Source organism: Leisingera sp. ANG-M1 (genome assembly GCF_000813745.1).
Taxonomy (GTDB): Bacteria; Pseudomonadota; Alphaproteobacteria; order Rhodobacterales; family Rhodobacteraceae; genus Leisingera.
The window spans coordinates 13,083-39,988 of record NZ_JWLC01000007.1; the positions used below are offsets into that span (position 1 = coordinate 13,083).

The 26,906-nt window shown below is 64.3% G+C and carries 27 protein-coding genes; 13 read left to right on the forward strand and 14 right to left on the reverse strand.

The window, feature by feature from the left end:
- Positions 1-6: 6 nt before the first annotated feature.
- Positions 7-2,052: an acetyl-CoA carboxylase biotin carboxylase subunit gene (locus tag RA19_RS05490; RefSeq protein ID WP_039160382.1), complete on the forward strand. Its 2,046-nt coding sequence runs from the start codon at positions 7-9 to the stop codon at positions 2,050-2,052.
- A 132-nt stretch (positions 2,053-2,184) separates the two neighbouring features.
- Positions 2,185-2,688, forward strand: a complete 504-nt coding sequence (locus tag RA19_RS05495) for a hypothetical protein (RefSeq protein ID WP_039160383.1) — start codon at positions 2,185-2,187, stop codon at positions 2,686-2,688.
- 22 nt (positions 2,689-2,710) lie between these two features.
- Here RA19_RS05495 and RA19_RS05500 read toward each other — a convergent pair whose 3' ends face one another.
- Complete coding sequence (locus tag RA19_RS05500) at positions 2,711-3,145, reverse strand: DUF4174 domain-containing protein (protein ID WP_039160386.1); 435 nt, start codon at positions 3,143-3,145, stop codon at positions 2,711-2,713.
- A 177-nt stretch (positions 3,146-3,322) separates the two neighbouring features.
- Between RA19_RS05500 and RA19_RS05505 the strand changes: the two genes are divergently transcribed.
- The gene (locus RA19_RS05505; protein ID WP_039160389.1) at positions 3,323-4,258 is read left to right on the forward strand and encodes a hypothetical protein; all 936 of its coding nucleotides are present in this window, start codon (positions 3,323-3,325) and stop codon (positions 4,256-4,258) included.
- On the forward strand, positions 4,224-6,353 hold the full coding sequence (gene scpA / locus RA19_RS05510) for a methylmalonyl-CoA mutase (protein ID WP_039160391.1): 2,130 nt from the start codon (positions 4,224-4,226) through the stop codon (positions 6,351-6,353). The genes RA19_RS05505 and scpA overlap by 35 nt, the downstream gene beginning before the upstream one ends.
- Positions 6,354-6,530: 177 nt before the next feature.
- Here scpA and dapA read toward each other — a convergent pair whose 3' ends face one another.
- The gene (dapA, locus tag RA19_RS05515; protein ID WP_039160394.1) at positions 6,531-7,403 is read right to left on the reverse strand and encodes a 4-hydroxy-tetrahydrodipicolinate synthase; all 873 of its coding nucleotides are present in this window, start codon (positions 7,401-7,403) and stop codon (positions 6,531-6,533) included.
- Positions 7,404-7,542: 139 nt separating this feature from the next.
- On the opposite strand from dapA, the gene RA19_RS05520 reads away from it, so the two are divergent.
- Positions 7,543-9,501 carry a lytic transglycosylase domain-containing protein gene (locus RA19_RS05520; protein ID WP_039160396.1) on the forward strand — a complete coding sequence of 653 codons (1,959 nt, stop codon included), beginning with the start codon at positions 7,543-7,545 and terminating at the stop codon, positions 9,499-9,501.
- On the opposite strand, the gene RA19_RS05525 is transcribed toward RA19_RS05520, so the two are convergent.
- Both RA19_RS05525 and mnmD read right to left on the reverse strand, forming a co-directional pair.
- Positions 9,475-10,365, reverse strand: coding sequence for a DMT family transporter (locus RA19_RS05525; RefSeq protein WP_039160398.1), 891 nt, complete (start codon positions 10,363-10,365; stop codon positions 9,475-9,477). The two genes, RA19_RS05520 and RA19_RS05525, sit on opposite strands and share 27 nt — an antisense overlap.
- Entirely contained in the window at positions 10,362-11,030 is a 669-nt protein-coding gene (mnmD, locus tag RA19_RS05530) for a tRNA (5-methylaminomethyl-2-thiouridine)(34)-methyltransferase MnmD (protein WP_039160400.1), read from the reverse strand. Before mnmD ends, RA19_RS05525 begins: the two co-directional genes overlap by 4 nt.
- 58 nt (positions 11,031-11,088) lie before the next feature.
- Between mnmD and RA19_RS05535 the strand changes: the two genes are divergently transcribed.
- Positions 11,089-12,129: an NAD(P)/FAD-dependent oxidoreductase gene (locus tag RA19_RS05535; RefSeq protein WP_039160402.1), complete on the forward strand. Its 1,041-nt coding sequence runs from the start codon at positions 11,089-11,091 to the stop codon at positions 12,127-12,129.
- Between the two features lie 231 nt (positions 12,130-12,360).
- On the opposite strand, the gene RA19_RS05540 is transcribed toward RA19_RS05535, so the two are convergent.
- The 5 genes from RA19_RS05540 to RA19_RS05560 all read right to left on the reverse strand — a co-directional run bounded on the left by RA19_RS05540 (position 12,361) and on the right by RA19_RS05560 (position 16,558).
- The gene (locus RA19_RS05540; RefSeq protein WP_039160404.1) at positions 12,361-13,179 is read right to left on the reverse strand and encodes an acyl dehydratase; all 819 of its coding nucleotides are present in this window, start codon (positions 13,177-13,179) and stop codon (positions 12,361-12,363) included.
- Positions 13,180-13,215: 36 nt separating this feature from the next.
- Complete coding sequence (locus tag RA19_RS05545) at positions 13,216-13,758, reverse strand: NADPH-dependent FMN reductase (protein ID WP_039160406.1); 543 nt, start codon at positions 13,756-13,758, stop codon at positions 13,216-13,218.
- A 181-nt stretch (positions 13,759-13,939) separates the two neighbouring features.
- The gene (locus RA19_RS05550) at positions 13,940-14,599 is read right to left on the reverse strand and encodes an OmpA family protein (protein ID WP_039160409.1); all 660 of its coding nucleotides are present in this window, start codon (positions 14,597-14,599) and stop codon (positions 13,940-13,942) included.
- A 128-nt stretch (positions 14,600-14,727) separates the two neighbouring features.
- Entirely contained in the window at positions 14,728-15,417 is a 690-nt protein-coding gene (locus RA19_RS05555) for a helix-turn-helix transcriptional regulator (protein ID WP_039160412.1), read from the reverse strand.
- A 271-nt stretch (positions 15,418-15,688) separates the two neighbouring features.
- Positions 15,689-16,558 (reverse strand): methylated-DNA--[protein]-cysteine S-methyltransferase, encoded by an 870-nt coding sequence (locus RA19_RS05560; protein WP_039160414.1) that lies wholly within the window; start codon positions 16,556-16,558, stop codon positions 15,689-15,691.
- A 133-nt stretch (positions 16,559-16,691) separates the two neighbouring features.
- Between RA19_RS05560 and RA19_RS05565 the strand changes: the two genes are divergently transcribed.
- The 4 genes from RA19_RS05565 (at position 16,692) to RA19_RS05580 (ending at position 19,592) form a co-directional block, all read left to right on the forward strand.
- Positions 16,692-17,141 (forward strand): MarR family winged helix-turn-helix transcriptional regulator, encoded by a 450-nt coding sequence (locus tag RA19_RS05565; RefSeq protein WP_039160417.1) that lies wholly within the window; start codon positions 16,692-16,694, stop codon positions 17,139-17,141.
- A gap of 1 nt (position 17,142) precedes the next feature.
- On the forward strand, positions 17,143-17,799 hold the full coding sequence (locus tag RA19_RS05570; protein ID WP_039160420.1) for a cysteine hydrolase: 657 nt from the start codon (positions 17,143-17,145) through the stop codon (positions 17,797-17,799).
- Positions 17,800-17,894: 95 nt separating this feature from the next.
- A complete protein-coding gene (gene nth / locus RA19_RS05575; protein WP_039160422.1) occupies positions 17,895-18,539 on the forward strand; it encodes an endonuclease III in 645 nt (214 codons plus the stop codon).
- Between the two features lie 60 nt (positions 18,540-18,599).
- Positions 18,600-19,592, forward strand: coding sequence for an adenosine kinase (locus RA19_RS05580; RefSeq protein WP_039160425.1), 993 nt, complete (start codon positions 18,600-18,602; stop codon positions 19,590-19,592).
- A 183-nt stretch (positions 19,593-19,775) separates the two neighbouring features.
- Here RA19_RS05580 and RA19_RS05585 read toward each other — a convergent pair whose 3' ends face one another.
- Positions 19,776-20,264 (reverse strand): MarR family winged helix-turn-helix transcriptional regulator, encoded by a 489-nt coding sequence (locus tag RA19_RS05585; RefSeq protein WP_039160427.1) that lies wholly within the window; start codon positions 20,262-20,264, stop codon positions 19,776-19,778.
- 75 nt (positions 20,265-20,339) lie between these two features.
- Here RA19_RS05585 and RA19_RS05590 point away from each other — a divergent pair, with 75 nt between their 5' ends.
- Positions 20,340-21,209 (forward strand): EamA family transporter, encoded by an 870-nt coding sequence (locus RA19_RS05590; RefSeq protein WP_039160430.1) that lies wholly within the window; start codon positions 20,340-20,342, stop codon positions 21,207-21,209.
- Between the two features lie 6 nt (positions 21,210-21,215).
- Here RA19_RS05590 and RA19_RS05595 read toward each other — a convergent pair whose 3' ends face one another.
- Together RA19_RS05595 and RA19_RS05600 are read right to left on the reverse strand one after the other, a co-directional pair.
- Positions 21,216-21,731, reverse strand: coding sequence for a hypothetical protein (locus tag RA19_RS05595; protein WP_241479028.1), 516 nt, complete (start codon positions 21,729-21,731; stop codon positions 21,216-21,218).
- A gap of 1 nt (position 21,732) precedes the next feature.
- Positions 21,733-22,215 (reverse strand): RNA pyrophosphohydrolase, encoded by a 483-nt coding sequence (locus tag RA19_RS05600; RefSeq protein WP_039160433.1) that lies wholly within the window; start codon positions 22,213-22,215, stop codon positions 21,733-21,735.
- Positions 22,216-22,354: 139 nt separating this feature from the next.
- Here RA19_RS05600 and RA19_RS05605 point away from each other — a divergent pair, with 139 nt between their 5' ends.
- A complete protein-coding gene (locus RA19_RS05605; RefSeq protein WP_039160434.1) occupies positions 22,355-24,382 on the forward strand; it encodes an NADPH-dependent 2,4-dienoyl-CoA reductase in 2,028 nt (675 codons plus the stop codon).
- Between the two features lie 332 nt (positions 24,383-24,714).
- Here the strand turns inward: RA19_RS05605 and RA19_RS05610 are convergent, their stop codons facing one another.
- Together RA19_RS05610 and RA19_RS05615 are read right to left on the reverse strand one after the other, a co-directional pair.
- Positions 24,715-25,059, reverse strand: coding sequence for an antibiotic biosynthesis monooxygenase family protein (locus tag RA19_RS05610; protein WP_039160436.1), 345 nt, complete (start codon positions 25,057-25,059; stop codon positions 24,715-24,717).
- The gene (locus tag RA19_RS05615) at positions 25,056-25,391 is read right to left on the reverse strand and encodes an NIPSNAP family protein (protein ID WP_039160438.1); all 336 of its coding nucleotides are present in this window, start codon (positions 25,389-25,391) and stop codon (positions 25,056-25,058) included. Before RA19_RS05615 ends, RA19_RS05610 begins: the two co-directional genes overlap by 4 nt.
- 546 nt (positions 25,392-25,937) lie before the next feature.
- Between RA19_RS05615 and RA19_RS05620 the strand changes: the two genes are divergently transcribed.
- Positions 25,938-26,849 (forward strand): LysR family transcriptional regulator, encoded by a 912-nt coding sequence (locus RA19_RS05620; RefSeq protein WP_039160441.1) that lies wholly within the window; start codon positions 25,938-25,940, stop codon positions 26,847-26,849.
- Positions 26,850-26,906: the final 57 nt, after the last annotated feature.

The window sequence follows — 26,906 nt, forward strand, 5'->3', positions numbered from 1 at the left end:
CCGCCTATGTTTGATAAGATCCTGATCGCCAACCGGGGCGAGATCGCCTGCCGCGTGATCAAAACCGCTCGGAAAATGGGCATCAAGACCGTTGCCATCTACTCCGACGCCGACAAGCAGGCCCTGCATGTCCAGATGGCGGATGAGGCCGTTCACATCGGCCCGCCGCCCGCCAACCAATCCTATATCGTCATCGACAAGGTGATGGAGGCGATCCGCGCAACCGGCGCCCAGGCGGTGCACCCGGGCTATGGCTTCCTGTCCGAGAACGCGAAATTCGCCGAGGCGCTCGAAGCCGAAGGCGTTGCCTTTGTCGGCCCTCCGGTGGGCGCCATCGAAAGCATGGGCGACAAGATCACCTCCAAGAAGATCGCCCAGGAGGCAGGCGTCTCCACCGTCCCCGGCTACATGGGCCTGATCGAGGACGCGGACGAGGCCGTGCGCATCTCCAACGACATCGGCTACCCGGTGATGATCAAGGCTTCCGCCGGCGGCGGTGGCAAGGGCATGCGGATCGCCTGGAACGACGAAGAAGCCCGCGAAGGCTTCCAGTCCTCCAAGAACGAGGCCGCGAACTCCTTTGGCGATGACCGGATCTTCATCGAGAAATTCGTGACCCAGCCGCGCCACATCGAAATCCAGGTGCTCTGCGACAAGCATGGCAACGGCATCTACCTCGGCGAGCGCGAATGCTCGATCCAGCGCCGCAACCAGAAAGTCGTCGAAGAAGCCCCGTCGCCCTTCCTGGACGAGGAAACCCGCAAAGCCATGGGCGAGCAGGCAGTGGCCCTGGCCAAGGCTGTGGGCTACGCCTCGGCCGGCACCGTGGAGTTCATCGTGGACGGCGACAAGAACTTCTACTTCCTGGAAATGAACACCCGCCTGCAGGTGGAACACCCGGTGACCGAGCTGATCACCGGCGTCGACCTGGTCGAGCAGATGATCCGCGTCGCTGACGGGGGCGAGCTGCCCTTGCGCCAGGAAGATGTGAAACTCACCGGCTGGGCGATTGAAAACCGTCTTTATGCGGAAGATCCCTACCGCAACTTCCTGCCGTCCATCGGCCGCCTGACCCGCTACCGCCCGCCGGCGGAAGTGGCCTCCGGCCCGATGCTGGAAGGCGGCACTTGGCATGGTGACGCGCCGACCGGCGAGACCGCCGTGCGCAACGATACCGGCGTCTATGAAGGCGGCGAGATCTCCATGTACTACGACCCGATGATCGCCAAGCTCTGCACCTGGGCACCGACCCGCGGCGAGGCGATTGAGGCGATGCGCGTGGCGCTCGACAGTTTCGAGGTTGAGGGCATCGGCCACAACCTGCCGTTTGTGGCGGCGGTGATGGACCACCCGAAATTCGTCTCCGGCGACATGACCACCGCTTTCATCGCCGAGGAATACCCGGACGGTTTCGAAGGTGTCGAACTGCCCGAAGCCGACCTGCGCAAGATCGCGGCCTCCTGCGCCGCCATGCACCGGGTTGCCGAAATCCGCCGCACCCGTGTGTCGGGCCGGATGGACAACCACGAGCGCAAGGTGGGCACCGATTGGGTCGTCAGCCTGCAGGGCCAGTCCTTCAAAGTCGTGACCGATGCCGACCGCGAAGGTGCCACCGTGCGCTTTGATGACGGCACCGAGCTGCGGGTTGCCTCCGACTGGACCCCGGGCGACCAGCTGGCCACTCTGGATGTCAGCGGCGAAACCCTGGTGCTGAAGGTGGGCAAGGTGACCCAGGGCTTCCGCGTCCGCTCCCGCGGCGCTGATCTGACTGTTAAGGTCCGCACCCCGCGCCAGGCCGAGCTGGCCGAGCTGATGCCGGAAAAACTGCCGCCGGACACCTCCAAGATGCTGCTCTGCCCGATGCCCGGCCTCATTGTGAAGGTCGACGTCGAAGTGGGACAGGAGGTCCAGGAGGGCCAGGCGCTCTGCACCGTCGAGGCGATGAAGATGGAAAACATCCTGCGCGCCGAGCGCAAAGGCGTCGTCTCCAAGATCAACGCGGGCGCGGGCGACAGCCTGGCGGTCGACGATGTGATCATGGAATTCGAATAATGCACTACGGGGAAGGCACATATGCAGACGGGCAGGCGGGTTTTCCCGCCCCCGTCGGCGTGCCTGCCCCGCACACCATTTCTTCAGGATTTTATGCGACATTCACCGGGTCTGACGACCTCAAGGTGCCGCATGAATCGAATACTCATCAGCCTGCTTTCGGGCTTCTTCCTATTGACCGGGTGCACGCTCGACAAAGAAGAAGAAGTGCGCATGCTGCTGTCAGAATGGACGGAAATCGGCGAAACCTTCTTCTTCGAGTCCTCATCCAGCTGCACCGCAGCCGTCTTTCACACCTCCGAGGCTCCGCGCATCACATCGTTGCTGGACCGGGCCCGTTCGGTCGAAACCGGCATGAAGATGCTGGCGGGCGGCAAGCCGGTGGTGTTCCGCGTCTCCGGCAAATCGCCGAACGCAGTGACCGAGGCGATCATGTCGCGCAATCTGCCGCAGGGGATCGGCATTCTGAACTCCGGGCTTGCCGGGGTCAATTGCATGAACGAGGTTGTCAAAGGCGTCTACTACCGGGCGATCCTGAATCCGGAGTCCAATCTGGTCTTTGTGCCGGAGTCCCACGCCATGGTGGTGCTCGACAAACAGGCGATGGCCATGATCTACGTCCGCGGCGACAGCTGACGCCAGCCGCCTCCGGTTCTGTTCAGCCGCCGCGCCGCTCTTCGACTTCGCGCTGCCGTTCCGGAAATTTGTCGATGGTCCGGGACAGCTCGCGCACTGTCCATGGATGCGGCTTCCTGAGCTTCACACCGCCGTCCTTGCCCACCAGCACCAGCATGAAACCGCGCGGACGCAGCTTCTTGCGCAGGGCGGACCTCGCTGCCGGATCGGTGTCCGTCAGCACCACAACATCGCGCTCCTTCAGGGCCTCGATTCCGTCCATCAGCCGCTCCATCTGCTCGTGGAAGCGGGGGTCTTCGGGGCTGTCGGCAAACACCACCACCGGGCGCTGCACCCATTGGAAATCCTCCAATGCCACGTCATACCCGGGCTGGATCAATTCGGGCGTGCTGCCGTCAGCAGCGGCGGCGGCCAGCGGCAGAAAACCTGCCATAACAACGCTTAGGATTGCTCTCATGATCTCTCCTGTCCCGTTGAATATATGGTCAGCTGCGGCAAATGCGACTGAGAAATCCGTGACTTGGGCAAAAAATATCATCGTTAACGGGATAATGAGGGGTTGCCGGCCATGATTGTGCCATTCCCCTTGACCGGGCTGCGGCCTGCGGCCCTCCAGCAGAGGTCCCGAAGCACGATGAAAGTGATCCTTCATACCGGCGCCCACCGCTGCGCCACCACGTCGTTCCAGGAATACATGCGCCAGAACGCGCAAGGGCTTAAAATGCAGGGCCTTGGCTTCTGGGGGCCGTTCCGCACCCGCAATGGGCTGTTCCATGGCATCCAGCCGGGGCCGGCCCGGGTGACCGGCCGCAATCTGGCGCAGCGCGCCCGCGGACGGCTGCAGCTGCAGCTGGCCAACTGCCGGGACAGCGGGGTGCACCAGCTTCTGGTCAGCGACGAGAACATGATGGGCACAATCCGCGAGAACCTGCGCCTGGGCGATCTTTACAGCGGCGTAGGGGAGCGGATGGCCCGGTTCTCGCAGGCGTTTGGCCGCACCGTCACCGATGTGGCGGTCAGCATCCGCAGCCTGGACAGCTATTGGACCTCGGCGCTGGCCTATGCGGTGGCGCGCGGCCACCGGGTGCCGTCGCCTGCGCAGCTGGACCGTCTGGTGCAGGCACCGCGCAGCTGGCGGGATGTGATCACCGACATTGCATGCGCTCTGCCGGACGCACGCCTGCATGTGCTGCCGTTTGAAACCTTCGGTACCCGCCCCGAGGCACAGCTGACGGCGCTGACCGGCGTGGAGACGGCGCCAATGACCCATGCGCGGGTGCGCCTCAACGGCTCGCTTTGCCTGCAGGACCTGCGCGCCAGCCTGCCGGCTTCTGTTGCCGCCCGGCTGCCCCAGGGGACAGGCCGCTGGCGCCCCTTTGACGACACGCAGGCCGCACACCTGCGTGAGACTTACGCCGACGACATGATGTGGCTGGCAAGCGGCGCCGATGGCACCGCCTTGCTGGTGCAAGACCCGGATAAACTGGCGGCGGGCCTGAACCCGCCCCGTTACGACCTGACAAGAGGAAGACCTGATGACAAACAAAGACGAATGGCGGGCTCTGGCTGAGAAAGAGCTCCGCGGACGGGCGGTTGACGACCTCAACTGGCAGACGCTGGAAGGCATTGAGGTCAAGCCGCTCTACACCGAGGAAGACACCAAAGAGCTGCCCCACATGGGCACTCTGCCGGGCTTTGGCCCCTTCACCCGCGGCGTAAAGGCGACCATGTACGCAGGCCGCCCCTGGACCATCCGCCAGTACGCGGGCTTCTCCACCGCAGAAGAATCCAACGCGTTTTACCGCCGCAACCTGGCCGCCGGCCAGCAGGGCGTCTCGGTCGCCTTCGACCTGGCCACCCACCGCGGCTATGACAGCGACCACCCCCGTGTGGTCGGCGATGTCGGCAAGGCCGGCGTGGCCATCGACTCTGTCGAGGACATGAAAATCCTGTTCGACGGCATCCCGCTCGACAAGGTCTCGGTCTCGATGACCATGAACGGCGCGGTGATCCCGGTGCTGGCGTCTTTCATCGTCGCAGGCGAGGAGCAGGGCCACGACAAATCGGTCCTCGCGGGCACCATTCAGAACGACATTCTGAAGGAGTTCATGGTCCGCAACACCTATATCTACCCGCCGGAACCCTCGATGCGGATTATCTCCGACATCATCGAGTACACCTCGAACGAGATGCCGAAATTCAACTCGATCTCGATCTCCGGCTACCACATGCAGGAGGCCGGCGCGAACCTGGTGCAGGAACTGGCCTATACCATCGCAGACGGGCGCGAATATGTGCGCGCGGCGCTGAACGCGGGCATGGACGTGGACAAGTTCGCTGGCCGCCTGTCGTTCTTCTTTGCGATCGGCATGAACTTCTTCATGGAAATTGCCAAGCTGCGCGCAGCCCGCACCCTGTGGCACCGGGTGATGACCGAGTTCGGCGCCAAGTCCGAACGCTCCAAGATGCTGCGCACCCACTGCCAGACCTCGGGCGTCTCCTTGCAGGAACAGGATCCCTACAACAACGTGATCCGCACCGCCTACGAGGCGATGTCGGCTGTGCTCGGCGGCACCCAGTCGCTGCACACCAACGCGCTCGATGAAGCCATCGCGCTGCCCACCGATTTCTCCGCCCGCATCGCCCGCAACACCCAGCTGGTGCTGCAGGAGGAAACCGGTGTGACCAACGTGGTTGACCCGCTGGCCGGCTCCTACTACATCGAAAGCCTGACCAACGACCTCATCGAAAAAGCCTGGGCGCTGATGGAAGAGGTCGAGGAGATGGGCGGCATGACCAAGGCTGTTGAGTCCGGCATGCCCAAGCTGCGCATCGAAGAGTCGGCCGCCCGCCGCCAGGCGATGGTCGACCGCGGCGACGAGGTTGTGGTCGGCGTCAACAAGTACCGCAAGGACAAGGAAGACCCGATCGACATCCTGGATGTCGACAACCACGCGGTGCGCGATGCCCAGATTGCCCGGCTTGAGAAAATGCGCGCCGACCGCGACGAGGCCGCCTGCCAGGCCGCCCTCGATGAACTCACCCGCCGCGCCGAGGCCGGCAGCGGCAACCTTCTGGAAGCAGCTGTTGAAGCCGCCCGCGCGCGGGCCTCAGTCGGAGAGATCTCCATGGCGATGGAAAAGGAATTCGGCCGCCACCGTGCGGAAGTCAAAACCCTGGCCGGCGTCTATGGCGCAGCCTATGAGGGCGACGAGGGCTTTGCCGCGATCCAGAAATCGATCGAGGACTTCGCCGAGGAAGAAGGCCGCCGCCCGCGTCTGCTGGTGGTGAAAATGGGCCAGGACGGCCACGACCGCGGCGCCAAGGTGATCGCAACCGCCTTTGCCGACATCGGCTTTGACGTTGACGTGGGCCCGCTGTTCCAGACTCCGGCCGAGGCCGCCCAGGACGCCATCGACAATGACGTCCACGTGATCGGCATCTCGTCCCAGGCGGCAGGCCACAAGACCCTCGCGCCGCAGCTGGTCGAGGCGCTGGAAGCCGAAGGCGCAGGCGACATCATCGTGATCTGCGGCGGCGTCATTCCGCAGCAGGACTACGAGTTCCTGTATTCCAAAGGCGTCAAGGCGATCTTCGGCCCGGGCACCAACATCCCGGAAGCCGCCCAGGACATCCTGCGCCTGATCCGCGAAGCGCGCAGCTGAACAGAGCAGGGGGGGCTGCCTGTCCCGCCGCCATTGGGCTTGAACCAATGGCGGCGCAAAAGAGCAGGGGGGCTGCCTGCCCCCCTGACCCCCCGGGGGTATTTCGGACCAGAAAGAAGCAAAAAGGGCGGCGCTCCAGTGGAGGCCGCCCTTGCTGATTGGATAGGCTGGTGCGGTTTACAGCAGGCCTGCGTGCACCATGGCAGCATCGATGGCAGCCTTGGTGCTGTCTTCCAGCGTGGTCAGCGGCGAGCGGACCTCTTCGCTGCACATGCCGAGCTTGCTGAGGCCGTATTTCGCACCCGCCAGGCCCGGCTCGATGAAGATCGCCTCATGCAGCGGCATCAGCTTGTCCTGATACTCCAGCGCTTTAGCGTAATCGCCTGCCAGGGTGGCGGCCTGGAACTCGGCGCAGAGCTTCGGCGCCACGTTGGCAGTGACCGAGATGCAGCCCACGCCGCCATGGGCGTTGAAGCCCAGGGCAGTGGCGTCTTCGCCCGACAGCTGGATGAAATCCGCGCCGCAGGACGCGCGCTGCTGGCTGACACGGGCGATATCGCCGGTGGCGTCCTTCACACCCACAATGCGCGGCAGCTTGGCCAGCTCCCCCATGGTGGCCGGGGTCATGTCGACAATCGATCGGCCCGGGATGTTGTAGATGATGATCGGGATCTCGGCGCAGTCATGGGCTGCGGTAAAATGCTGCAGCATGCCGCGCTGGGTCGGCTTGTTGTAATAGGGGGTCACAACCAGCGCGCCGTCGGCGCCGGCCTTCGCGGCAAACTCGACGAAACGAATCATCTCAACGGTATTGTTGGAGCCCGCACCGGCGATCACCGGCACCCGGCCGGCGGCTGCCTTGACGGTTTCCGCGATGACCAGCTCATGCTCGTCATGGGTCAGGGTCGGGCTTTCGCCGGTGGTGCCGACCGGCACCAGGCCGGTGGAGCCTTCGGCAATCTGCCATTCCACCAAGCGTTTGAGCGCATCCAGATCCAGCTCGCCGTTCGAAAACGGGGTGACGAGTGCTGGCATAGAGCCTTTGAACATGGGCACGCTCCCTTCGTTAGTGGTGCAAGCGGCAATCCGCCGCCGTCAAGATATGGAATGCCGGGGATTTGAGTTGATACCGGCACGCCAATGAGTAACGTTCAAGCCTCTATCCCCGGACTGCTGGAAAATGCAAGAGATGACACGCATCCTGGCCCTGTTTCTGCTGATTACCGCAGCCTTCGCCGCGGCGCCTGCCCAGGCGCGCGGGCTTGGCGATGCATTGGAATTGATGCGGGCCGAGAAATGGGATGAGGCCGCGCGCGAGGCCGGGCGGCGGCAGAGCGTGTCCCGCGACATCATCGAATGGCACCGGCTGCGCGCCGGGCTGGGCTCGGCCCGCGACGTGACCGCGTTCCTGGAGCGGCGGCCGGACTGGCCCGGGCTGGCCTATTTGCGGCGCCAGAACGAGGATGCCATCGCCGGGGCTGGCCGCAGCGCGGTCCTGGCCTTCTATGCCAAGGAACGGCCGCAAACCGCCGAGGGCGCGCTGAGCCTGGGCAAGGCGCTGATCGCCTCAGGACGGCGCGGCGACGGCGAGGCGGAGATTGTGCTGGCCTGGCGCACCATGGCGATGGGCAGCGCCATTCAGAAAGACTATATGCGGGACTTCGCCAAGCTGCTGAAACCGCATCACACGGCCCGGCTGAACCGGCTGCTGTGGGAGGACCACCTGGTCAGCTCCAAGCGGATGCTGCCGCTGGTGCCCGAGGGCGAGCGCAAGCTGGCCGAGGCGCGGATCGCGCTGCAGGAGCGCGCGCCGGGGGTGGATGGCAAGATTGCAGCGGTGCCTGCCCGTCTGAAAGGATCAGCAGGCCTCGCCTATGACCGCTTTGCCTGGCGCGACCGCAAGCGGCTTCAGGACAGCGCCATCGAAATGATGATGGAGCGCAGCACCAGCGCCAAAGCCTTGGGCGAGCCCGGCAAGTGGCTGCGCCGCCGCCGCGATCTGGCGCGGCAGCTGATGCGCGACAAGGATTATGAGCGGGCCTATCAGCTTGCCGCCTACCATTTCTCCTCGCCTGAGGACGGCTATGGCTATTCCGACTGCGAATGGCTGGCCGGCTATATCGCGCTGCGCAAACTGCGCGATCCCGAGCTGGCCGCGGTGCATTTCCAGCGGTTCCTGGCCTCGGTCGAGACGCCGATCTCGGTCAGCCGCGGCGGCTATTGGCTGGGCCGCGCCCAGGCGGCAATGGGCCAGGCCGACAAGGCCTATGAGGCCTATGCCCAGGCGGCGGAGTATCAGACCGCCTTTTACGGGCTGCTGGCCGCCGAGCAGCTGGGCCGCCCGTTTGACCCGGCGCTGACCAAGCCGGCGGAACTGCCGGATTGGAGCACCGCGGAATTTGCCTCCTCCTCGGTCACCCATGCCGGTCTGGAGCTGCTGAAGGTCGGCGAGCTGGCCTTGGCCGAACGCTTCTTCACCCATCTGGTTGAGACACTGCCGCCGGTGCAGGCGCGCCAGCTGGGGCAGATGGCGGTGGAGCTGGACCAGCCGCATCTGGCGGTGATGATCTCAAAACGCGCGGCGCGGCGCGGGCTGGAGCTGGAGGGCGCCTATTACCCGCTGCACCCGGTCGCCAAACGGCAGCTGCCGATGGCCGAGGAGATGACCCTGGCCATCGCGCGGCGCGAAAGCGAGTTTGACCCGGCCGTGATCAGCCATGCAGGCGCCCGCGGGCTGATGCAGGTGATGCCTGCCACCGCCAAGCTGGTAGCGACCGAGCTGGGCATTCTGGCAAACCACAAGACCTCCCGCCTGACCGCAGAGTGGGACTACAACGCCAAGCTGGGCGCCAACTATCTGGCCGGGCTGGCAGGTGAGTTCCGCGGCAATGTGGTGATGATGGCGGCAGGCTATAACGCCGGGCCCCACCGTCCCAAAGCCTGGATGGAACGCTATGGCGACCCGCGTGATGGCGATCCGGACATCATCGACTGGATTGAGCACATCCCGTTCAACGAGACCCGCAACTACGTGATGCGGGTCACCGAAAGCCTGCCGGTCTACCGGGCCCGGCTCGGCAAAACGCCTTTGCCGGTGCCCTTTTCGCAGGAGCTGAGGGGCTCAACCCTTCACGCGTTCGCGCCATAGGGTGAAGAGGCCTGCACCAATGATGATGGCCGTGCCGATGGCTACGTTGGCACGGATCACCTCGCCGAACACAGTGACGCCCAGGATGGCCGCCCAGATCAGGTGGAAATAGGCAAACGGCTGCACCGCGCTGGCCTCGGCCATCTCGTAGCATTTGATCAGCAGCCAGTGGCCGGTGACTCCCGAGACGCACAACAGCCCCATCCACAGCCAGTCATCCTGGCTCATCGGCTCCCAGTACCACATGCCGACCGCCGTCATGAACACCATGCCGGAAATGCCGGTCCAGAAGAAGCTGGTGGCGGTGCTGTCCTTGCGCGCGGCATAGCGGGTCACCAGGCCGTAGACCGCAAACATCAAGGCCGAGATGAAGGGGATGATGGCGGCCACGTCGAACACCCCTGCCCCCGGCTGCAGGATGATCAGAACCCCGATAAGGCCGACCCCGATCGCCGCCCAGCGCCGCCAGCCGACGCTCTCGCCCAGCACCGGGCCGCTGAGCGCTGCTACCAGCAGCGGGTAGCAGATGAAAACCGCCAGGCTGTCCACCAGCCCCAAGAGGGTAAAGCCGTAAACCGCAACGCAGATCTCACCCGCCAGCAGTACGCCGCGGAAGATCTGCAGACCCAGCTGCCCGGTCCGCGCGGTCTTGCGAATGCCGCCGGGCGCGCGGGCGGCCAGCGACAGCACAAACAGCGCAAAGAACCAGTAGCGCACCATGATCACCATGAAGGTGTTGTATTCGCCGGCCAGATGCCGCGAGATGCCGTCCTGCAGCGCAAACACAATGGTTGCCGCGATCATCAACAGGATGCCGGCGGTCACGTTGTTGGTCTGCGCGGATGCAGGCGCTGCCTGGGTCATGCCTTTGTTGCCTTTGTCATATGCCGCTTGCGCCCGTAGCCGGGGATGCGGGTCACCTCAAATCCTGCTGTCTCCAGCCCGCGCCGCACAAAGCCTGCCGCGGTATAGGTCGCCGCCGAGCCGCCCGGCGCGGTATGCGCCGCAACTTCAGCCATCAGCGCCTCTTCCCACAATTCGGGGTTCTTGGCCGGAGAGAACCCGTCCAGAAACCAGGCATCCGCCTGCTCTGTCCACTCCGGTAGCGACATGCGGGCGTCGCCCTGGATCACCTCCAGTTGCAGGGTTCCCAGGTCGCAAACGCCGGTGCCCTGCCATTTTGCCAGGAACCGGTCTGCCCAGGGGGCCACGGCGGGAAAGGCCTCCAGCGCCTTGGCCATATCGGCGGGCGCCATCGGGAAGGCTTCGAAACTGGGGAAACGCAGCGGCCCTTCCTGCCCCGCCTCTTCCCAAGCGCGCCAGGCTGCCAGCATGTTGAGGCCGGTGCCGAACCCCAGCTCGGCAATATGAAAGCCAGGGACAAACCGCGCGGGCAGATCATTGCCGGCCAGAAACACATGCTCCGTCTCCGCCAGCCCGTCCTGGATCGAGAAATAGGGATCGTCGAACTGGTCCGACACCGGCACGGTGCCATCGCGCCAGCTGAGGCGGGCCTGCTGGTCTGCCATGCTATAATCCTCTAAGCGGTTGTCCGGAACGGCGCGACACTGGCGAAAGGAACGGCAAATGGCAATGGCAGATATTACGGTGCGCGGTGCAGGCATTTTCGGCCTCTCGGCCGCCTGGGTCTGCGCCCGGCGCGGCGCCAAAGTGCAGGTGGTGGACCCGTTCGGCGCCGGTGCAGGCTCCAGCGGCGGGCTGGTCGGCGCCCTCGCCCCGCATGTGCCCGAAAACTGGAACTCCAAGAAACAGTTCCAGCTGGAAAGCCTTCTGATGGCGGAAAGCTTCTGGGCAGAGGTTGAGGCCACCGGCGGCGTCTCTCCCGGCTACGGCCGCACCGGCCGCCTGCAGCCGATCAATGATACGCGCACGCTGGAACTGGCGCGCGCCCGCGAAATCACCGCCCGCGAATTCTGGAAGGATGAGGCCGAATGGCGGGTCTGCGAGACTTCTGCCCTCGGTCCCTGGGTGCCGCCCAGCGCCACCGGCTATGTCATCCACGACACCCTCAGCGCCCGCATGCACCCCCGCCGCGCCTGCGCCGCGCTGGTGTCTGCTCTGGCGGTAATGGGTGTTGAAATACAGCCGGAGGCCCCGGACCAGGGCAAGGTAGTGCACGCCAAGGGCTTTGCCGGCCTGCTGGAGCTGAACGAGGCCTTCGGCAAAACCATTGGCGGCGGCGTTAAAGGCCAGGCCGCCCTCCTGCGCTTTCACGAAGGCGAGGTGCCGCAGCTCTATGCGGACAGCCTGCACATCATCCCGCACGCCGACGGCACCCTGGCGATCGGTTCCACCTCCGAGCGCGATTTCGAGGATGGCAAGGCAACCGACGAACAGCTGGATGATGTGATCGAGCGCGCCCGCACCGCCATCCCGGTGCTGCATGGTGCCGAGGTGATCGAACGCTGGGCCGGGGTGCGTCCGCGTGCAAAATCCCGCGCGCCGATGCTCGGCGCCTGGCCGGGCCGTGAGAACCACTTCATTTCAAACGGCGGCTTCAAGATCGGCTTCGGCATGGCCCCTAAGACCGCGCATGTGATGGCGGACCTGCTCTTGGAAGACAACGACAGCATCCCCGAAGGCTTCCGGGTCGAAGATAACTTCTGATCCCCGCGCCTCCTATCCTGCCCTTTGGCGGGTCAAGGGCGGCGCAGCCGCCGCGCGCACGCGCGGTTCACCCTTGAGGCGTCAAAGGGCGTCCCACAATGGACCGGGCCCATTCAGGGCAATCCTGCCCTTAATGGGCTTCTCAGCCGAACCCTTTGCGCCGCGCAAGCGGCGCCATGCCCAAGCCCCTAATCTGCCCGGCAGGGCAGCTTGGGGCGCGGGAGCGCCCCCTCAGCCGCGCGGCACCGCAATCGCACTCATGCACTGCCGCCCATCCGGTCCGCGCACCCACAGATCCTGGCCGTTGCGGCACAGATCAGCACTTTCGAAATGCATCAGCGGAGATGTCGCCCGGAAGGAAAACTCCGCCAGCGGCCCCATAAGCTCTTCCGCCAGCAGCATCAGCTGCTGCGCCAGAAGCGGCCCATGCACTACCAGCCCCGAGTAGCCCTCCACATCGCGGGCATAGTCGAGGTCATAATGGATCCGGTGGCCATTGAAAGTCAGCGCAGAATAACGGAACAGCAAAGTCGAGCTGAAAGAGACTTCCCGCACATCTGTCTCATCCGTGCGCGCCACGGGCGGCACCGGCTTCGGCGCCCCCGGATCCGGATCCTCGCGGTAGACCAGATCGTGCCATTCACTGAGGCACAGCCGCCCCTCCTGGCTGATCTCATGGCGCAGCGTTACCAGGCCCAGAGGGCCGGTGCGGCCGGTTTTGCGCTCGGCGCTTTCTAGCACGGAGCTCTTTTCCGCCGCGGCCCCCGCCCGCAAGGGCGCCCCAAAGCGCAGCCGTCCGCCGGCCCACATCCGCCGCGGCAGGCCCAGATCCGGAATCAGCCCGGCACCCCCGACCTTCGGATGGCCGTCCCGGCCCAGTTCGCCGGGCGGCAGCGGCGTCCAGAAATAGAGCTGGTGAAAGAACGGCGGCAGCGCGCTGCCCTCCGCAATGTCCGGATCCAGCCCCAGCGCGATTTGAAAGGCTGCCGCCCGGGCCGGGTCCATCATGTCCGTCAGCCGCTGCTCCGGCGGTGCGCTCGCATTGTTCATGCTGCCACCTTAGCCGCAGCCGGCGGCGAGGCAAGATCAGCGCTGCAGCTCTGCCCGCAGCTTCTGCATCAGTTTGGTCAGGGTTGCCTCATAATGTTCGCTGATCAGCCGCCCGGTCTCATCGAATTCCTTGCCGGACCCCGCCAAATGCACACCTGGGCCGATGATCAGCCGCGGCTGGAACGGCACCAGGAAGCCCCGCAGCAGCGCCTGCGCCTGTTCGCCGCCTGCCCTGCCGGCCGCTGCCGACATCACCGCCACCGGCTTGTCCGCCCAGGGGTTGCCCTCGGTGCGGCTGACCCAGTCCAGCGCGTTTTTCAGCACACCCGACGGGCCTTTGTTGTATTCCGGGGTGGAGATCAGTATCGCATCTGCGGCCGCGATCTGATCCGCCAGCGCCTGCACTGCAGGCGGGATACCTTCGGCCGCCTCGGCATCGCCGTCATAGAGCGGCAGGTTCAGATCCGCCTCCGCCACCGCGGCAGGCCCGAACACCCTGGCGGCTTCCGCCAGCAGCTTGCGGTTGGTGGCGCCTCGGCGCAGCGAGCCGGAAATCGTGAGCAATACGGGAGTGGTCATCGGGAAATCCTTTGTTCGCATCTGTTGTTGCGCCCATCATGTATGGGCTCGCGCCGCTCTGGAAACAGCCATGCACGCGCAGCCCATGTGCAGCTTTACAATACCACTGTCCCGAACAGCCTGGCGCAAAGAAAAAGCCCGCCCCAAAGGGACGGGCCGGCATAACCGCAAGAGCCGGGGATCAGGCCGCCTGCGGGATCACCACGACTTCGACACGGCGGTTGCGGGCCTTGCCCTCCGGCGTCAGATTCGAGGCCACTGGCTGCTCTTCGCCATAGCCGACAATCCGCAGCCGGTGATAGGGCACGCCGCCGGCCTGGATCTGGTCGGCCACCGCATTGGCGCGGCGCTCGGACAGGCCCTGGTTATATGAGGCATCGCCGTCGCTGTCGGTATGGCCGATCACCCGCACAGTGCTGTTGGGGTAGCGTACCAGACTGTCGGCCACCCGGCGCAGGTCGCCCTGCACCGCGGGCGAGACCGCGGCGCTATCGGTGGCAAAGGTCAGGTCGTTCGGGAACGACAGGATCAGCCGGTCGCCAGTATTGACGATGGTGATATCGTCGTTGGCCAGGGTCTGGCGCAACTCGCGCTCCTGCGCATCCAGCTGGTTGCCGATCACGCCGCCGGCGGTCGCCCCCACCAGCGCTCCGGTGACTGCCCCCAGACCGCGGTCGGAATCGTTGGCAATCGCGCCAACGCCTGCGCCGATGATCCCGCCCAGCACCGCGCCTTTCTGGGTGTTGCTGCCCGGCGTGCCAATGGTTGCCGGATCGGTGCAGGCGCCAAGGCCCAGGGCTGCGGCGACAATACCTGCCGTGGTGAGTTTCATCTGCATCATCAAAATTCTGCCTTCTGCTTTCTCAGATCCGGTCCATTCCCGGCATTCCAATGGAATATCGGGCCGTGGCGCCGCCTTCTCAAGATAAGGCTTTCCTGATTAGGCGAAATACCGCGCAAAATCTGCTGTTACGGTGCAAAGGCAAAGTCCCAGCCCTCCTGTTCCATCCACAGTTTGCGCAGGGTTTGCGCCTCGCCCGCAAACTGCTCCTCCTGCAGTTCCGCCGAAAACATCCGGTCGGTGCGGAAGTGGCGGAAACCGCCGCGCAGCTCGCACCAGGCGGCGAGCATGGTGCATTCGATATGATAGATCAGCGCCAGCGGCCGCAAGGTGCGGCAGGTCTCGCCGCTTTCCGGGCTGACATAGGTTATCTGCAGCTTGCGGCACTCCCGCACCGCCTGGCGCAGCAGGGCTTTGGAGACGCAGCCCTGCTCAGGGTCGTCCAGCGGCGCACCCCATGGCGCCACCTGCAGCCAGTCGGCCGAAGCATGCACATCGCGGATTTTGCGGCTGACGCGGGCCGCAGCCTGCTGCATGGCGCCATCGCCGGTGCGCATCAGCATCGCCAGCCCCACATGCAGCGCCTCCAGTTCCTCCTCGTCGAAGTTGAGCGGCGGCAGGTCATAGCCGTTGCGCAGGATATAACCGATCCCGGCCTCGCCCTCGACCGGAGTGCGCATTGCCTGCAGCGCCGCGATGTCGCGGTAGATGGTGCGTTTGCTGACTTCCAGCTTCTCGGCCAGATCCTCAGCCCGCACCGGAGCGGTGGCGGAGCGCAGGATCTGGATGATTTCAAACAGGCGGCCGGTGCGGGGCATGGGCAGGCTCCAGTGACAGTCTGCTGACACCCTAGCACAAGCCGCTGACAACAGCCTGTCAGCAGTGGTCTGGTTTTCTGGTCCTCAGAAAAAAGGAGAGACACCATGCTTACCTACGACTGGATCGTCATGATCAGCCTTGGCAAGACAGGTTGCGGAACACACCCCCGCCCGTTGGCACCGCATGAAATAGAACTTGAGGAAGCCCGAAGGCGCCATGAGGCCCGGCAAGCGGTCACGCGACCGGCCCCCGGACTGTTGCAGCGCCTGTTCAGCCGGCGGCGCGCATTTCATCTGCCGCAGCCTCCTCGCCGCGCGCGGCCTCAAAGGCAAGCATAGCCCGTTTGACCGGCAGTCCCCAATGATAGCCGCCCAAGGCGCCGGATTTACGCAGGGCGCGATGGCAGGGAATCAGCCAGCTGACGGGGTTGCGGCCCACCGCAGTGCCCACCGCGCGCACCGCCTTGGGCGAGCCAATCGCCTGGGCCAGCTCGGAGTATGTGGTGACATGGCCCGAGGGAATGCGCAGCAGCGCCTCCCACACCTTGATCTGCAAGGGGGCGCCGATCATGTGCAGCGCGGTTTCGCCCTTTTGGGCAAAGGCCGCCTCGGCCAGCGGGCGCAGAGCCGTGGGATCCTCAATGAACTCCGCCTGCGGCCAGCGGGCCCGCATATCAGCCATTGCAGGCTCTGCCCCGGTCTCAGCCGCAAAGGCCATCCCGCATATGCCCTTGGCGGTGCCCATCACCAAGGCCAGGCCAAAGGGGCTGTCGAACCAACCCCAGAAGATTCGCAGACCATCGCCCTTGCGGGCATATTCGCCAGGGCTCATCGCCTCCCAGCGCAGAAACAAGTCGTGCAGACGCCCCGAACCGGACAGTCCCACCGCATGCGAAGCCTCCAGCGTAGTGAACCGTTCACGCAGGAGCGCCTTGGCATGGCCGAGCCGCAAGTACTGCTGATAGCGTTTGGGTGAAACTCCGACCCAGGCCGAGAACAGCCGCTGAAAATGCGCCGGGCTCATATCCATGCGGACCGCCAGCTGCTCCAGCGTCAGATCCTCGCCGCCATCGTCGATCAGCTCAATCGCCCGGCGCATGACGCCGTAGTGATAGGTGCTTTCCCGTGCTTCGATATTCATCGGTTCATCCTGTTCTGACTTGCCTTTGAAAGTAATACGGGCGGTCGCGGCAATCGACCCGGAACTTGCGGTTACAGCTCGCAATTTGTCAACTAAGTTGACGAATCATCATGACAGAACTTACTGTGCCGCCATGACAAAAACACTGGATCAGCTTTATGAGGCCGTTCAGGCCACCCGTCCGCTGATGCGCGGAATCACTGCGGCGGTGGAGCAAGGCACCCTGCCGCATGGCATATCCCTGGGCCAGCGGGCGCTTTTAGAAGGGCTCCTGAACCGCCCCGGCGCCACCGCGCCGCAGCTTGGCCAGGACCTGCAGCTCAAACGGCAGTTCGTGTCGCGCATCCTGAAAGAGCTGCGGCAGGCGGCGCTGATCGAGGCCAGCCCCAGCCCGGCCCGCAAGGGCAGCTCCTGCTACTGCCTCAAGCCCCGCGGCACGGAAATCATCCGGGAGATCCGGGCCCGCGAAACGGCGGTTTTGCAGCGCTTTGCCAGCGATTTCTCCGACGAGGACATCGCCACCCATCACCGGGTGCAACTGGCACTTACGCATTTCTTTATGACCCAGGCGCAGGAGGCCTGACATGGTTGTTTTATGGATCCTGGGCGGCCTGGCCGTGCTCGCCGCCGCTTACACGGCCTGGAGCATCCGCCGGATGACCGCTCCGACCCGGGGCCGCCGCATTGACACCGCCAGTCGTCCCGGCACAGCGCTGCTGGTGATCGACATGCAGGAAGATTTCACCCAGCTGCAAGCTGGCCGCGACTGGAGCGAAGCGGACCTCCTGGCTGCCATCAGCAGCATCCGGCAGCTTGCCCGCGAGGCCCGCTCCCGCGGCGAGCCGGTGATCGTAATCCGCCACATCATGAAAGGCTGGTGGACCAACCGGCTGAACAGCTGGGCCAACCAGGGCCTGGGCAATCAGAACTCGGCGGGCCTGGGTCTGGATCCCCGCCTTCAGCTGCCGGCATCAGCCGAGTTCGTAAAACACATCGGCGATGCGTTTTCGTCGGCCGCGCTGGAAGACTATCTGGCTGAAAACCGCATTGGCAAACTGCGGCTGACTGGCCTCGACGGCTGCCATTGCGTCCACAAGACCGCCTGCGGCGCCCTGAACCGGGGATATGAGGTGGAGATCGTCCCCTCTGCAGTCCTCGCCGCCGATCGCGCGGGCTGGGAACGCGTGCAAGACCAGCTTGCCAAGAGCGGCGCGAAACTACGGCCCTTCCCTTCGGCCTAGGCCAAGTTGCGGCGGGGCCGCAAGATAACAGAGCCTCAGCCTGCGCTGTGCTAAATTATTGCACCCGCCGGTGAGAACAGGCCATAAGCGCAGCCATGGCAAAGCAACTCGATTATCATACGCTGCGTGAGATCTTCACGCGCTTTCAGGCAGCTGAGCCCGAGCCCAAGGGCGAGCTGGAGCATGTCAACGCTTATACGCTGGTGGTCGCCGTGGCGCTGTCGGCGCAGGCCACCGACGCCGGAGTGAACAAGGCCACCCACGAGTTATTCAAGATTGCGGACACGCCGCAAAAGATGCTGGATCTGGGCGAAGAGCAACTGATCGAGCATATCAAGACCATTGGCCTCTACCGCAACAAGGCCAAGAACGTGATCAAGCTGTCGAAGATCCTGGTCGAGGACTACGGCGGCGAGGTGCCCAATTCCCGCGCCGCGCTGCAGTCGCTGCCCGGCGTCGGCCGCAAGACCGCCAATGTGGTGCTGAACATGTGGTGGAAACAGCCAGCGCAGGCGGTGGACACCCATATCTTCCGGGTTGGCAACCGCTCGGGCATTGCCCCCGGCAAAGATGTCGATGCGGTGGAGCGTGCGGTGGAAGACAACATCCCGGCAGATTTCCAGCAGCATGCCCACCACTGGCTGATCCTGCATGGCCGCTATCACTGCAAGGCCCGCAAGCCAATGTGCGGCAACTGTCTGATCCGCGACCTCTGCATGTATGAAGACAAGAACCTGTAAACCATTGATGCGGCATATTCACTTACCTGAAGCCGCCCCGGACATCCCCAAGGAGGGACCATGACAAAGACCTATCAGCTCGTCGGCATCGGCAATGCCGTGGTCGACGTGATCGCCCAATGCGAAGACAGCTTCCTGGCTGAACAGGGCATCGAAAAAGGCATCATGCAGCTGATCGAGCGCGACCGCTGCGAAGAGCTTTATGCGGCAATGGGCAACCGGGTGCTGACACCCGGCGGCTCAGTGGCAAATACCATTGCGGGCGCCGGCGCGCTGGGGCTCGAGGCTGCCTTTATCGGCCGGGTGCGTGAGGATGCGCTTGGGAAATTCTACGCCGATGCGATGAACAACGAAGGCGTCGCCTTTGTGAACCCGCCGGTCACCGAAGACGATCTGCCGACCTCGCGCTCGATGATCTTTGTCTCGCCTGACGGCGAGCGGTCGATGAACACCTATCTGGGCACGTCCTCGGAGCTGAGTTCGGCGGATGTTCCGGATGGGGCTGCCGGCAACGCCCAAATCATGTTCCTGGAAGGCTATCTGTTTGACAAGGACAAAGGCAAAACCGCGTTCCGCGAAGCTGCGCGCGCCTGCCAGGCCGGCGGCGGCAAAGTGGGGATGTCGATTTCGGACCCGTTCTGCGTCGAACGGCACCGGGCGGACTTCCTGGACCTGATCGGCAACCAGCTGGATTTCGTGATTGGCAATCAGGATGAGCTGATGGCGCTGTTTCAGACCGATGACCTGGAAGCGGCGATGGCCAGGACCGCAACGATCTGCCCGCTGGTGGTCTGCACCCGCTCGGGCGACGGGGTGACGGTGCTGAATGAGGGCGTGCGCATTGACGTCCCGGTCGAGGCGATTGTGCCGGTGGATGCCACCGGGGCGGGCGACCAGTTTGCAGCCGGCTTCCTGTTTGGCATGGCGACGGGGCGCAGCATGGAAGTTTGCGCCCGCATGGGCTGCATCTGCGCCGGCGAAGTGATCCGCCACATCGGCCCGCGCCCGGAAACCAATGTGCGCGCGCTTCTGGAGGAAGCCGGGCTGCTTTAACTCAGCCGGAGCTCTCCCGCCCGTCGGAACAGCACCTGACGGTGCTATCCCTCCCGTTGGCGTGGCGCGGGGCGGCAAAGCCGCCCCGCGCCACGCCCGCCCCGCCGTCCGCAGGACGCAAGGGCTTCAGCCCGCGCAGCTTCGGCCCTGCCAAGCTTTGCGCATCCGGTTGCAATTTCCGGCCTAACCGGAGTCCGCTGCAGCCTGAGCTTTGCTCAACAGCATTTTGAGCATCTCCACCTCTTGCCCGCTAAGCCCCGCCAGCAGCCGCGCCTGGGTCTGCACATGCGCACTCACCGCCCGCTCGATCAGAGCAAAGCCTGCGTCGGTCAGCCCGACCAGGAAACTACGGCTGTCCTCCGGGTTCACCTCACGCTTGACCAGCCCGTCCGCCTCCAGCCGGTCGAGCCGGTTGGTCATCGTTCCGGAGGCCACCATCGTCGCCTTCAAGAGATTCCCCGGCGACAGCACATACGGCGCGCCGGACCGGCGCAGCGTGGCCAGCACGTCGAACTTGGCAGCATTCAGCCCGAACTCCGCAAAAGTCTTATGCATTTCACGCTGATACGCCAAATACAGCCGCGCTACCCGGCCAATGATCCCCATTGCCGTGACATCCAGGTCCGGCCGCTCCCGTTCCCATTGCTGGGTGACAAAATCCACATGGTCCATATTTCCGGTTTAGGCGAGTTCATCTTGACGTCAAGATAAAAACCATTATCTCGACATCGAGATAAGGAGATCAATATGCCGGTACGAACCCTACTGCTGACCGCGCTGGCCCCTGCGATCTGGGGCAGCAGTTACGTCGTGACCACTACCCTGCTGCCCGGCCATTCGCCGCTGGTAGTCGCGCTGCTGCGGGCGCTGCCTGCGGGGCTGCTGCTGCTGCTGCTGGTGCGCCAGCTGCCGCCGCTGAACTGGCTGCCGCGGCTGATGGTGTTGGGCGCACTGAACTTCTCGCTGTTCTGGGTGCTGCTGTTTGTCTCCGCCTACCGTCTGCCGGGAGGCGTTGCTGCCACCCTGGGCGCGGTGCAGCCGCTGATCGTGGTGTTCTTGTCGGCGATGCTGCTCAGCACGCAGATCCGGGCCGCTGCGATCGCTGCCGCACTGCTGAGCATTGCCGGGGTTGCCCTGCTGGTGCTGACCCCGACTGCCGAACTGGACGCAATCGGCGTTTTAGCCGGGCTTGGCGGAGCGCTGTCGATGGCTGCGGGCGTCGTGCTGACCCGCAAATGGCAGCCGCCGGTTCCGCCCCTCACCTTTACGGCATGGCAGCTGACAGCAGGCGGGCTGCTGCTGGTGCCGGTTGCGCTGTGGACGGTGCCGGAGTGGCCGGTCTTCACCGCCGCCAATATCGCAGGCTTGGCATACATGAGCCTGATCGGAGGCGCGCTGACCTATATCCTGTGGTTCCGCGGCCTGGCCCGGATTGACCCTGCGCAAGTCTCTCTGCTCGGTGTGCTCAGCCCTCTGTCGGCGGTGATCCTGGGCTGGCTGCTGCTGAACGAGACCCTGACATCCAATCAGATGCTGGGCGCAGTTCTGGCGCTGTACAGCCTCTGGCTTGGGCAGTCCCGGCTTGGAGCTAGGCGGGCGGCAACCGCAGCAGAATAAACCCCATCACCGCGGCAGGGCAGGCTCGCAAGCCTTGCCGCGGTGGCAATCCAGCACCTGCCGCCTGGCTTCGGAGGTGTCGGCAAAAACAAAGCCGCCGCAGGCACCCGCCCGGATTACCAGATCACTGCCGCGCTGTTCGGCAAAGAATAGAAGATCGGCGCCAGACGCCAAGCCGCCGCACCAGGGGCCGAGGCATTCCACCTCCAGCACCGCTGCTACTTTGACCCGTTTGGAGAAATACTTGCCCTCCAGCATCTTGCCCGAAAGCTGCGCCGGAATGCGGGTCAGCGGCGGGGTGTCATTCGGATTGTCCGAGTGCGACTGCGGCAGCAGCGATTCGTCGAACCGCAGCTCGCCCGCGATGATGTTGTAAGCGCTTTCGGACTCTGCAGCCTGCAGGTAGGCGTCCGAGGGTCCCCAAGGCAGGCAGCTCAGAGCCGCGGCAGGCCCTGCCGTAATCAAAAGACAGCCCGCAATCAGTAAGGCACCGCCAGAAAAAACAGTTTTGGAAACCCGCATCTCACAAATGCTCCCTGAACTCTTCCACCACCCGCGCATAAACCTCGCGTTTGAAGGGCACGATCTTCTCCACCAGGCTGTCCACCGGTTGCCAGCACCAGGCCGAGAACTCCTGATGGTCGGTCTCGATGTTGATCTGATCGTCAGAACCAAGGAACCGCATCAGATACCATTTCTGCTCCTGGCCGCGGTATTTGCCGCCCCAGAACTTGGGGACGACGTCATGGGGCAGATCATAGGGCAGCCAGCCATCGCTCTCGGCGATGATCTCCACCAGCTCCGGGGCCACACCGGTTTCCTCTTCCAGCTCGCGCAGGGCCGCAGTGCGCGGGTCTTCGCCCGCATCGATTCCGCCCTGCGGCATCTGCCAGGCGTCTTTGAAACGGTCCTTGCGCTGGCCGACCCAGACACCGCCGCCGGCGTTGATCAGCATGACACCGACATTGGGGCGGTAGGGCAGCTTGGCGATCTGTTCCGGGGTCATGGCGGCTCTCCTCAGTATACTTTAACTTGCACCTTAGACTGCTTGCCGCCAAGGCACGCAAGGGGGTGACGCGGCGTTTGCCCGTGACAAGGCGGCCCATGGCACTGATCCTGAGCCCAACTGCCAGGGAGAGTTGAAGATGACTGCGTACCCGAACCTGCTGGCCCCGCTGGACCTGGGTTTCACCACATTGAAGAACCGGGTGCTGATGGGCTCAATGCATACCGGGCTGGAGGAGACCGGCGACTGGAACCGGGTGGCCGAATTCTATGCCGCTCGCGCGCGGGGCGGCGTGGCATTAATGGTGACCGGCGGCATTGGTCCGAATCTGGAAGGATCGGTTTTGCCGGGGGCCTCGATGATGACCACGGCCAAGGACGTGGAAAACCACCGGGTGGTGACGGAACGGGTGCATGCCGCAGGCGGCAAGATTGCGATGCAGATCCTGCATGCCGGCCGCTACGCCTACGGGCCGGAATGCGTCGGACCCAGCCCGGTGAAATCGCCGATCTCCCCCTTCCCGCCCAAGGAGCTGGATGAGGCTGGCATCGAGAAGCAGATCTCTGACATCGTGAACGCCGCCCGGCTGGCGCAGGAAGCAGGATATGACGGGGTCGAGATCATGGGGAGCGAAGGCTATTTCCTCAACCAGTTCCTGGTCACCCGCACCAACAAGCGCGAGGACCGCTGGGGCGGGCCGTATGAGAACCGGATGCGGCTGGCGATTGAGGTTGTCCGCCGCACCCGCGAGGCCGTGGGCCGCGAGTTCATCATCATCTTCCGCCTGTCGATGATCGACCTGGTCCCGGAGGGCTCCACCCATGAGGAAGTGGTGCAACTGGCACAAGAGATCGAGAAGGCCGGCGCCACTATCCTCAACACCGGCATCGGCTGGCATGAAGCGCGCATCCCAACCATCGCCACCTCGGTGCCGCGGGCGGCTTTTGCCTGGGTGACAAAGAAGCTGATGGGCAAGGTCTCGATCCCGGTGATCACCTCAAACCGCATCAACACGCCCGAGGTGGCCGAGCAGGTGCTGGCGGAAGGCTGCGCCGACATGGTCTCGATGGCGCGGCCGATGCTGGCGGATGCGGATTTCGTGGCCAAGGCTGCAGCCGGGCAGGCCGAGCGCATTGCCCCCTGCATCGCCTGCAACCAGGCCTGCCTGGATCATACCTTCGGCGGCAAGCTGACGTCCTGCCTGGTCAATCCGCGTGCCTGCCATGAAACCGAACTAATGATCGAGCCGGCAACGGCCGCCAAGTCAGTAGCCGTTGTGGGCGCTGGCCCGGCCGGGTTGTCTGCGGCACTGACAGCCGCCCAGCGCGGACACAGCGTCACCCTGTTTGACAAAGCTGATGAGATTGGCGGTCAGCTCAACATGGCCAAACAGGTGCCGGGCAAGGAAGAATTCTGGGGGCTCGTCGACTGGTACCGGGTGATGGTGGGTGAGGCTGGGGTCGCATTGGAACTTGGCCGAGAAGTAACAGCGGAGGACCTGACCGGGTTCGATGACGTGGTCATTGCCACGGGCGTCACCCCGCGCGATCCCAAGATTCCGGGCCAGGACTGCGAAAACGTGCTGAGCTACATCGACGTGCTCCGCCGCAAGAAACCGGTGGGCAAGCGGGTTGCAGTGATCGGCGCCGGCGGCATCGGGTTTGACGTTTGCGAATTCCTTTTGGAAGAGGGCCACAGCCCTGCCACCGACCTGCCTGTGTGGATGCGGGAATGGGGGGTGGCGGACCCTGGCGAGCACCGCGCAGGCCTTGCCCCCGAGGGCCCACAGCCTGCAGAGCCCGCCCGGCAGGTCATCTTGCTGCAGCGCAAGGCGGAGCGCCATGGCAAACGGCTGGGCAAGACCACCGGCTGGATCCACCGCGCCACGCTCAAGATGAAGGATGTGGAATTCCTAGGCGGCGTGAATTACGAGCGGATTGATGAGGATGGCCTGCACATCAGCTTTGGCGAGGCCCGCGAAAACCCCAGGCTAGTCCCTGTGGACAGCATTGTGCTTTGCGCAGGCCAGATCTCCGACCGCAGCCTGGCTGATGACTTGGCACAGCATGGTATAACGGCCCATGTTATCGGCGGCGCCGACGTAGCAGCAGAACTGGATGCCAAACGCGCCATCAATCAAGGCACCCGGCTGGCGGCAGCACTCTGAAAGGCACCGAGGCACTCCCGCCTGCGGTTCCACGCCCTGACGGGCCCGGCCCGCAGTTGGGCCCGGCGCCGTGCCTGCTGCACGACGGAAGGCACCGCGCAAGGCACGGTGCCATGCCCAACGGGCGCGGAGCATTTTCAATGCTCCTAAGCCTGGCGGGAACATGCTGCTTCCCAGAACCAGCCGTTCCCCCCTACCCTGGTCCGGCTGAGGACCGATAGTCCTTGGTCGTGAAGCACATCCGGCGAAGCTGCGGCGGGGCGCACTCCCGTTAGCCTGTTCGGGCTTGTAACCACTGTCTTCCTCCAGGACCTGATCAGGCTGCATATAACTCAGCCGTGCGCGTCGCGGCTGTCGTGTGGGGCCTCCATACGCTCCCGCAGCCCATAGTCCCGGATCACGCCAGCGACCCGCAGCCGGTAATCCGCAAAGATCCCGGCACGGCCCTGCGCCTGCACCGCCCGGTGCTCCTCCAGCTGCCGCCAGCGCTGCACCGCCTCCTCATCCCGCCAAAACGAAAGCGACAGCAGCTTCTCCGACGCTGTCAGGCTCTGGAACCGCTCCACCGAAAGGAACCCCTCCGCTTGCTCCAGCAGCGGCCGCAATTCCCCGGCGGCCTCAAGGTAGGCCTGCTGACGCCCGCCGGCGATTTCAACTTCAAAGATCACGGCAATCATGCCACTCCTCCCGGCCCGGCCCCATGCGGTGCAGAGGCCAGAGTCAACCAGGTCCGGTCCTCACGCAGCAAAAAACGTTCTTGCTGCGCAAATTCGTAATTCTGCCGCCCCAGCGGGTCAGCGGCCAGCCGGGCCCGATAAGCCTCGTACGCCGCCAAGCTCTCGATATTGTAGATCCCATAGGCCAGCGACGACGACCCTTCATGAGGTGCGTAATAGCCAACCAGGCCGGCACCGCAGCGCGGGATAGCCTGTCCCCATACACGGGCGTATTGTTCGAACTGCGCCTTCTTGGCCGGGTCGATCTGATACCGGATGATGCAAGTCAGCATAGCCACTCCTTTGCTTGCTTGTGCTCTTTGCCTACCCTGGGCTTGCGGCCGGAAGCTTCGCTCAGCACCGAAGTGTGGCAAGCATGCGCCCTGATTTCACTTCATAGGCTGGTTGCACACGCTTTCAGAACGCACCTTTTCCGGAACCGGCGCCCGCTGCGATAACGGCAGAGCCGCTTGTTTCTTCCGGTTGTTGGAGAGAGCTCCCGCCCGTCGCGGCAGCATCAAAGATGCCGCGCTCCCGTTGGGCCTGGCGCCCTGCCCGGCGGGCGGGGCGCGCGCCGCACCATCAGGTGCGGCGCCGGACCCAACTGGCACGGGCTCCCGCTAGGGAACCATTTGCCAGGCGGGAGCACTTTGCCCTGCGGCACACCTGTAATTTTGGGTTTCCCTCCCGGAGTCGGCCCGCCCGCTGGCCTCGACCCTGCCGTTTCCTTCCCGAAAACGATCCCCTTAAAACCCAGCAATTATCCCACCCCTGCCCCGTTCTTGCCCGATTTCACCGGCAACACTTAAGGCAACACGGCTTTACGAGGATGGGTGAATATGGATCGGCTTACGGAAATGGAGGCCTTTGCCAATGTGGTGGACCAGGGTGGCTTCACCGACGCGGCACGCAAGATGGGGATCTCGAAATCGGCGGTTTCCAAACATGTCTCCAGCCTGGAGGCCCGCCTTGGCGCACGGCTTCTGAACCGGACCACCCGCCGCGTCTCCCCCACTGAGATCGGCCTGGCCTATTACGACCGCGCCCGCCGGGTACTGAACGATGCCGGCGAAGCGGACGCGCTGGTTACCTCGATGCAATCGGCGCCCTCTGGGCTGCTCAGGATCTCGGTCGCCACCGATTTCGGCGTCAACCACCTATCGCCAGTGCTGTCGGACTTCCTGCGCGACTTCCCGGACATCACCGTCAACATGGTGCTGAACAACCGCTATGTGGAGCTGATCTCCGAAGGTTTCGACATGGCGGTGCGGATCGGCGAGCTGGAAGACAGCAGCTTGCGGGCACGCAAGCTGACCGAGACCACCAAGCGGATGATCGCCTCGCCGGCCTATCTGGAGAAATACGGGCGGCCCCAGAAGATCGACGAGCTGAACACCCACAAGCTTCTGCATTACTCCAGCCAGTCCAGCGGGAATGTCTGGAAGATCACCGCGCCGTCAGGCGAAAAGCGCCAGGTGCGCACCTCCGGCTGGCTGTCGGTGAATGACGGGCAATCGCTGCTGAACGCAGCTATCTCCGGCCTCGGCATCGCTTACCTGCCCAGCTACCTCTACTCGGAAGCGCTGGAAGAAGGGCTGGTCGAGGACGTGATGCCCAGCCTGCCGATGGAAACCCAAGGCATCTACGCGGTCTACCCGCCGGGCAAGTTCACCCAGCCCAAGGTGCGCGCCTTCATTGACTTCCTGGTCCATGCCTTTGCCGACCGCGACCCCTCGGAATGGAAAACCTGAACCGGTTTAACGGAAAACCGGGCCAAGACCTCCCTCGAAGACCTGCCCCTGCGCCAA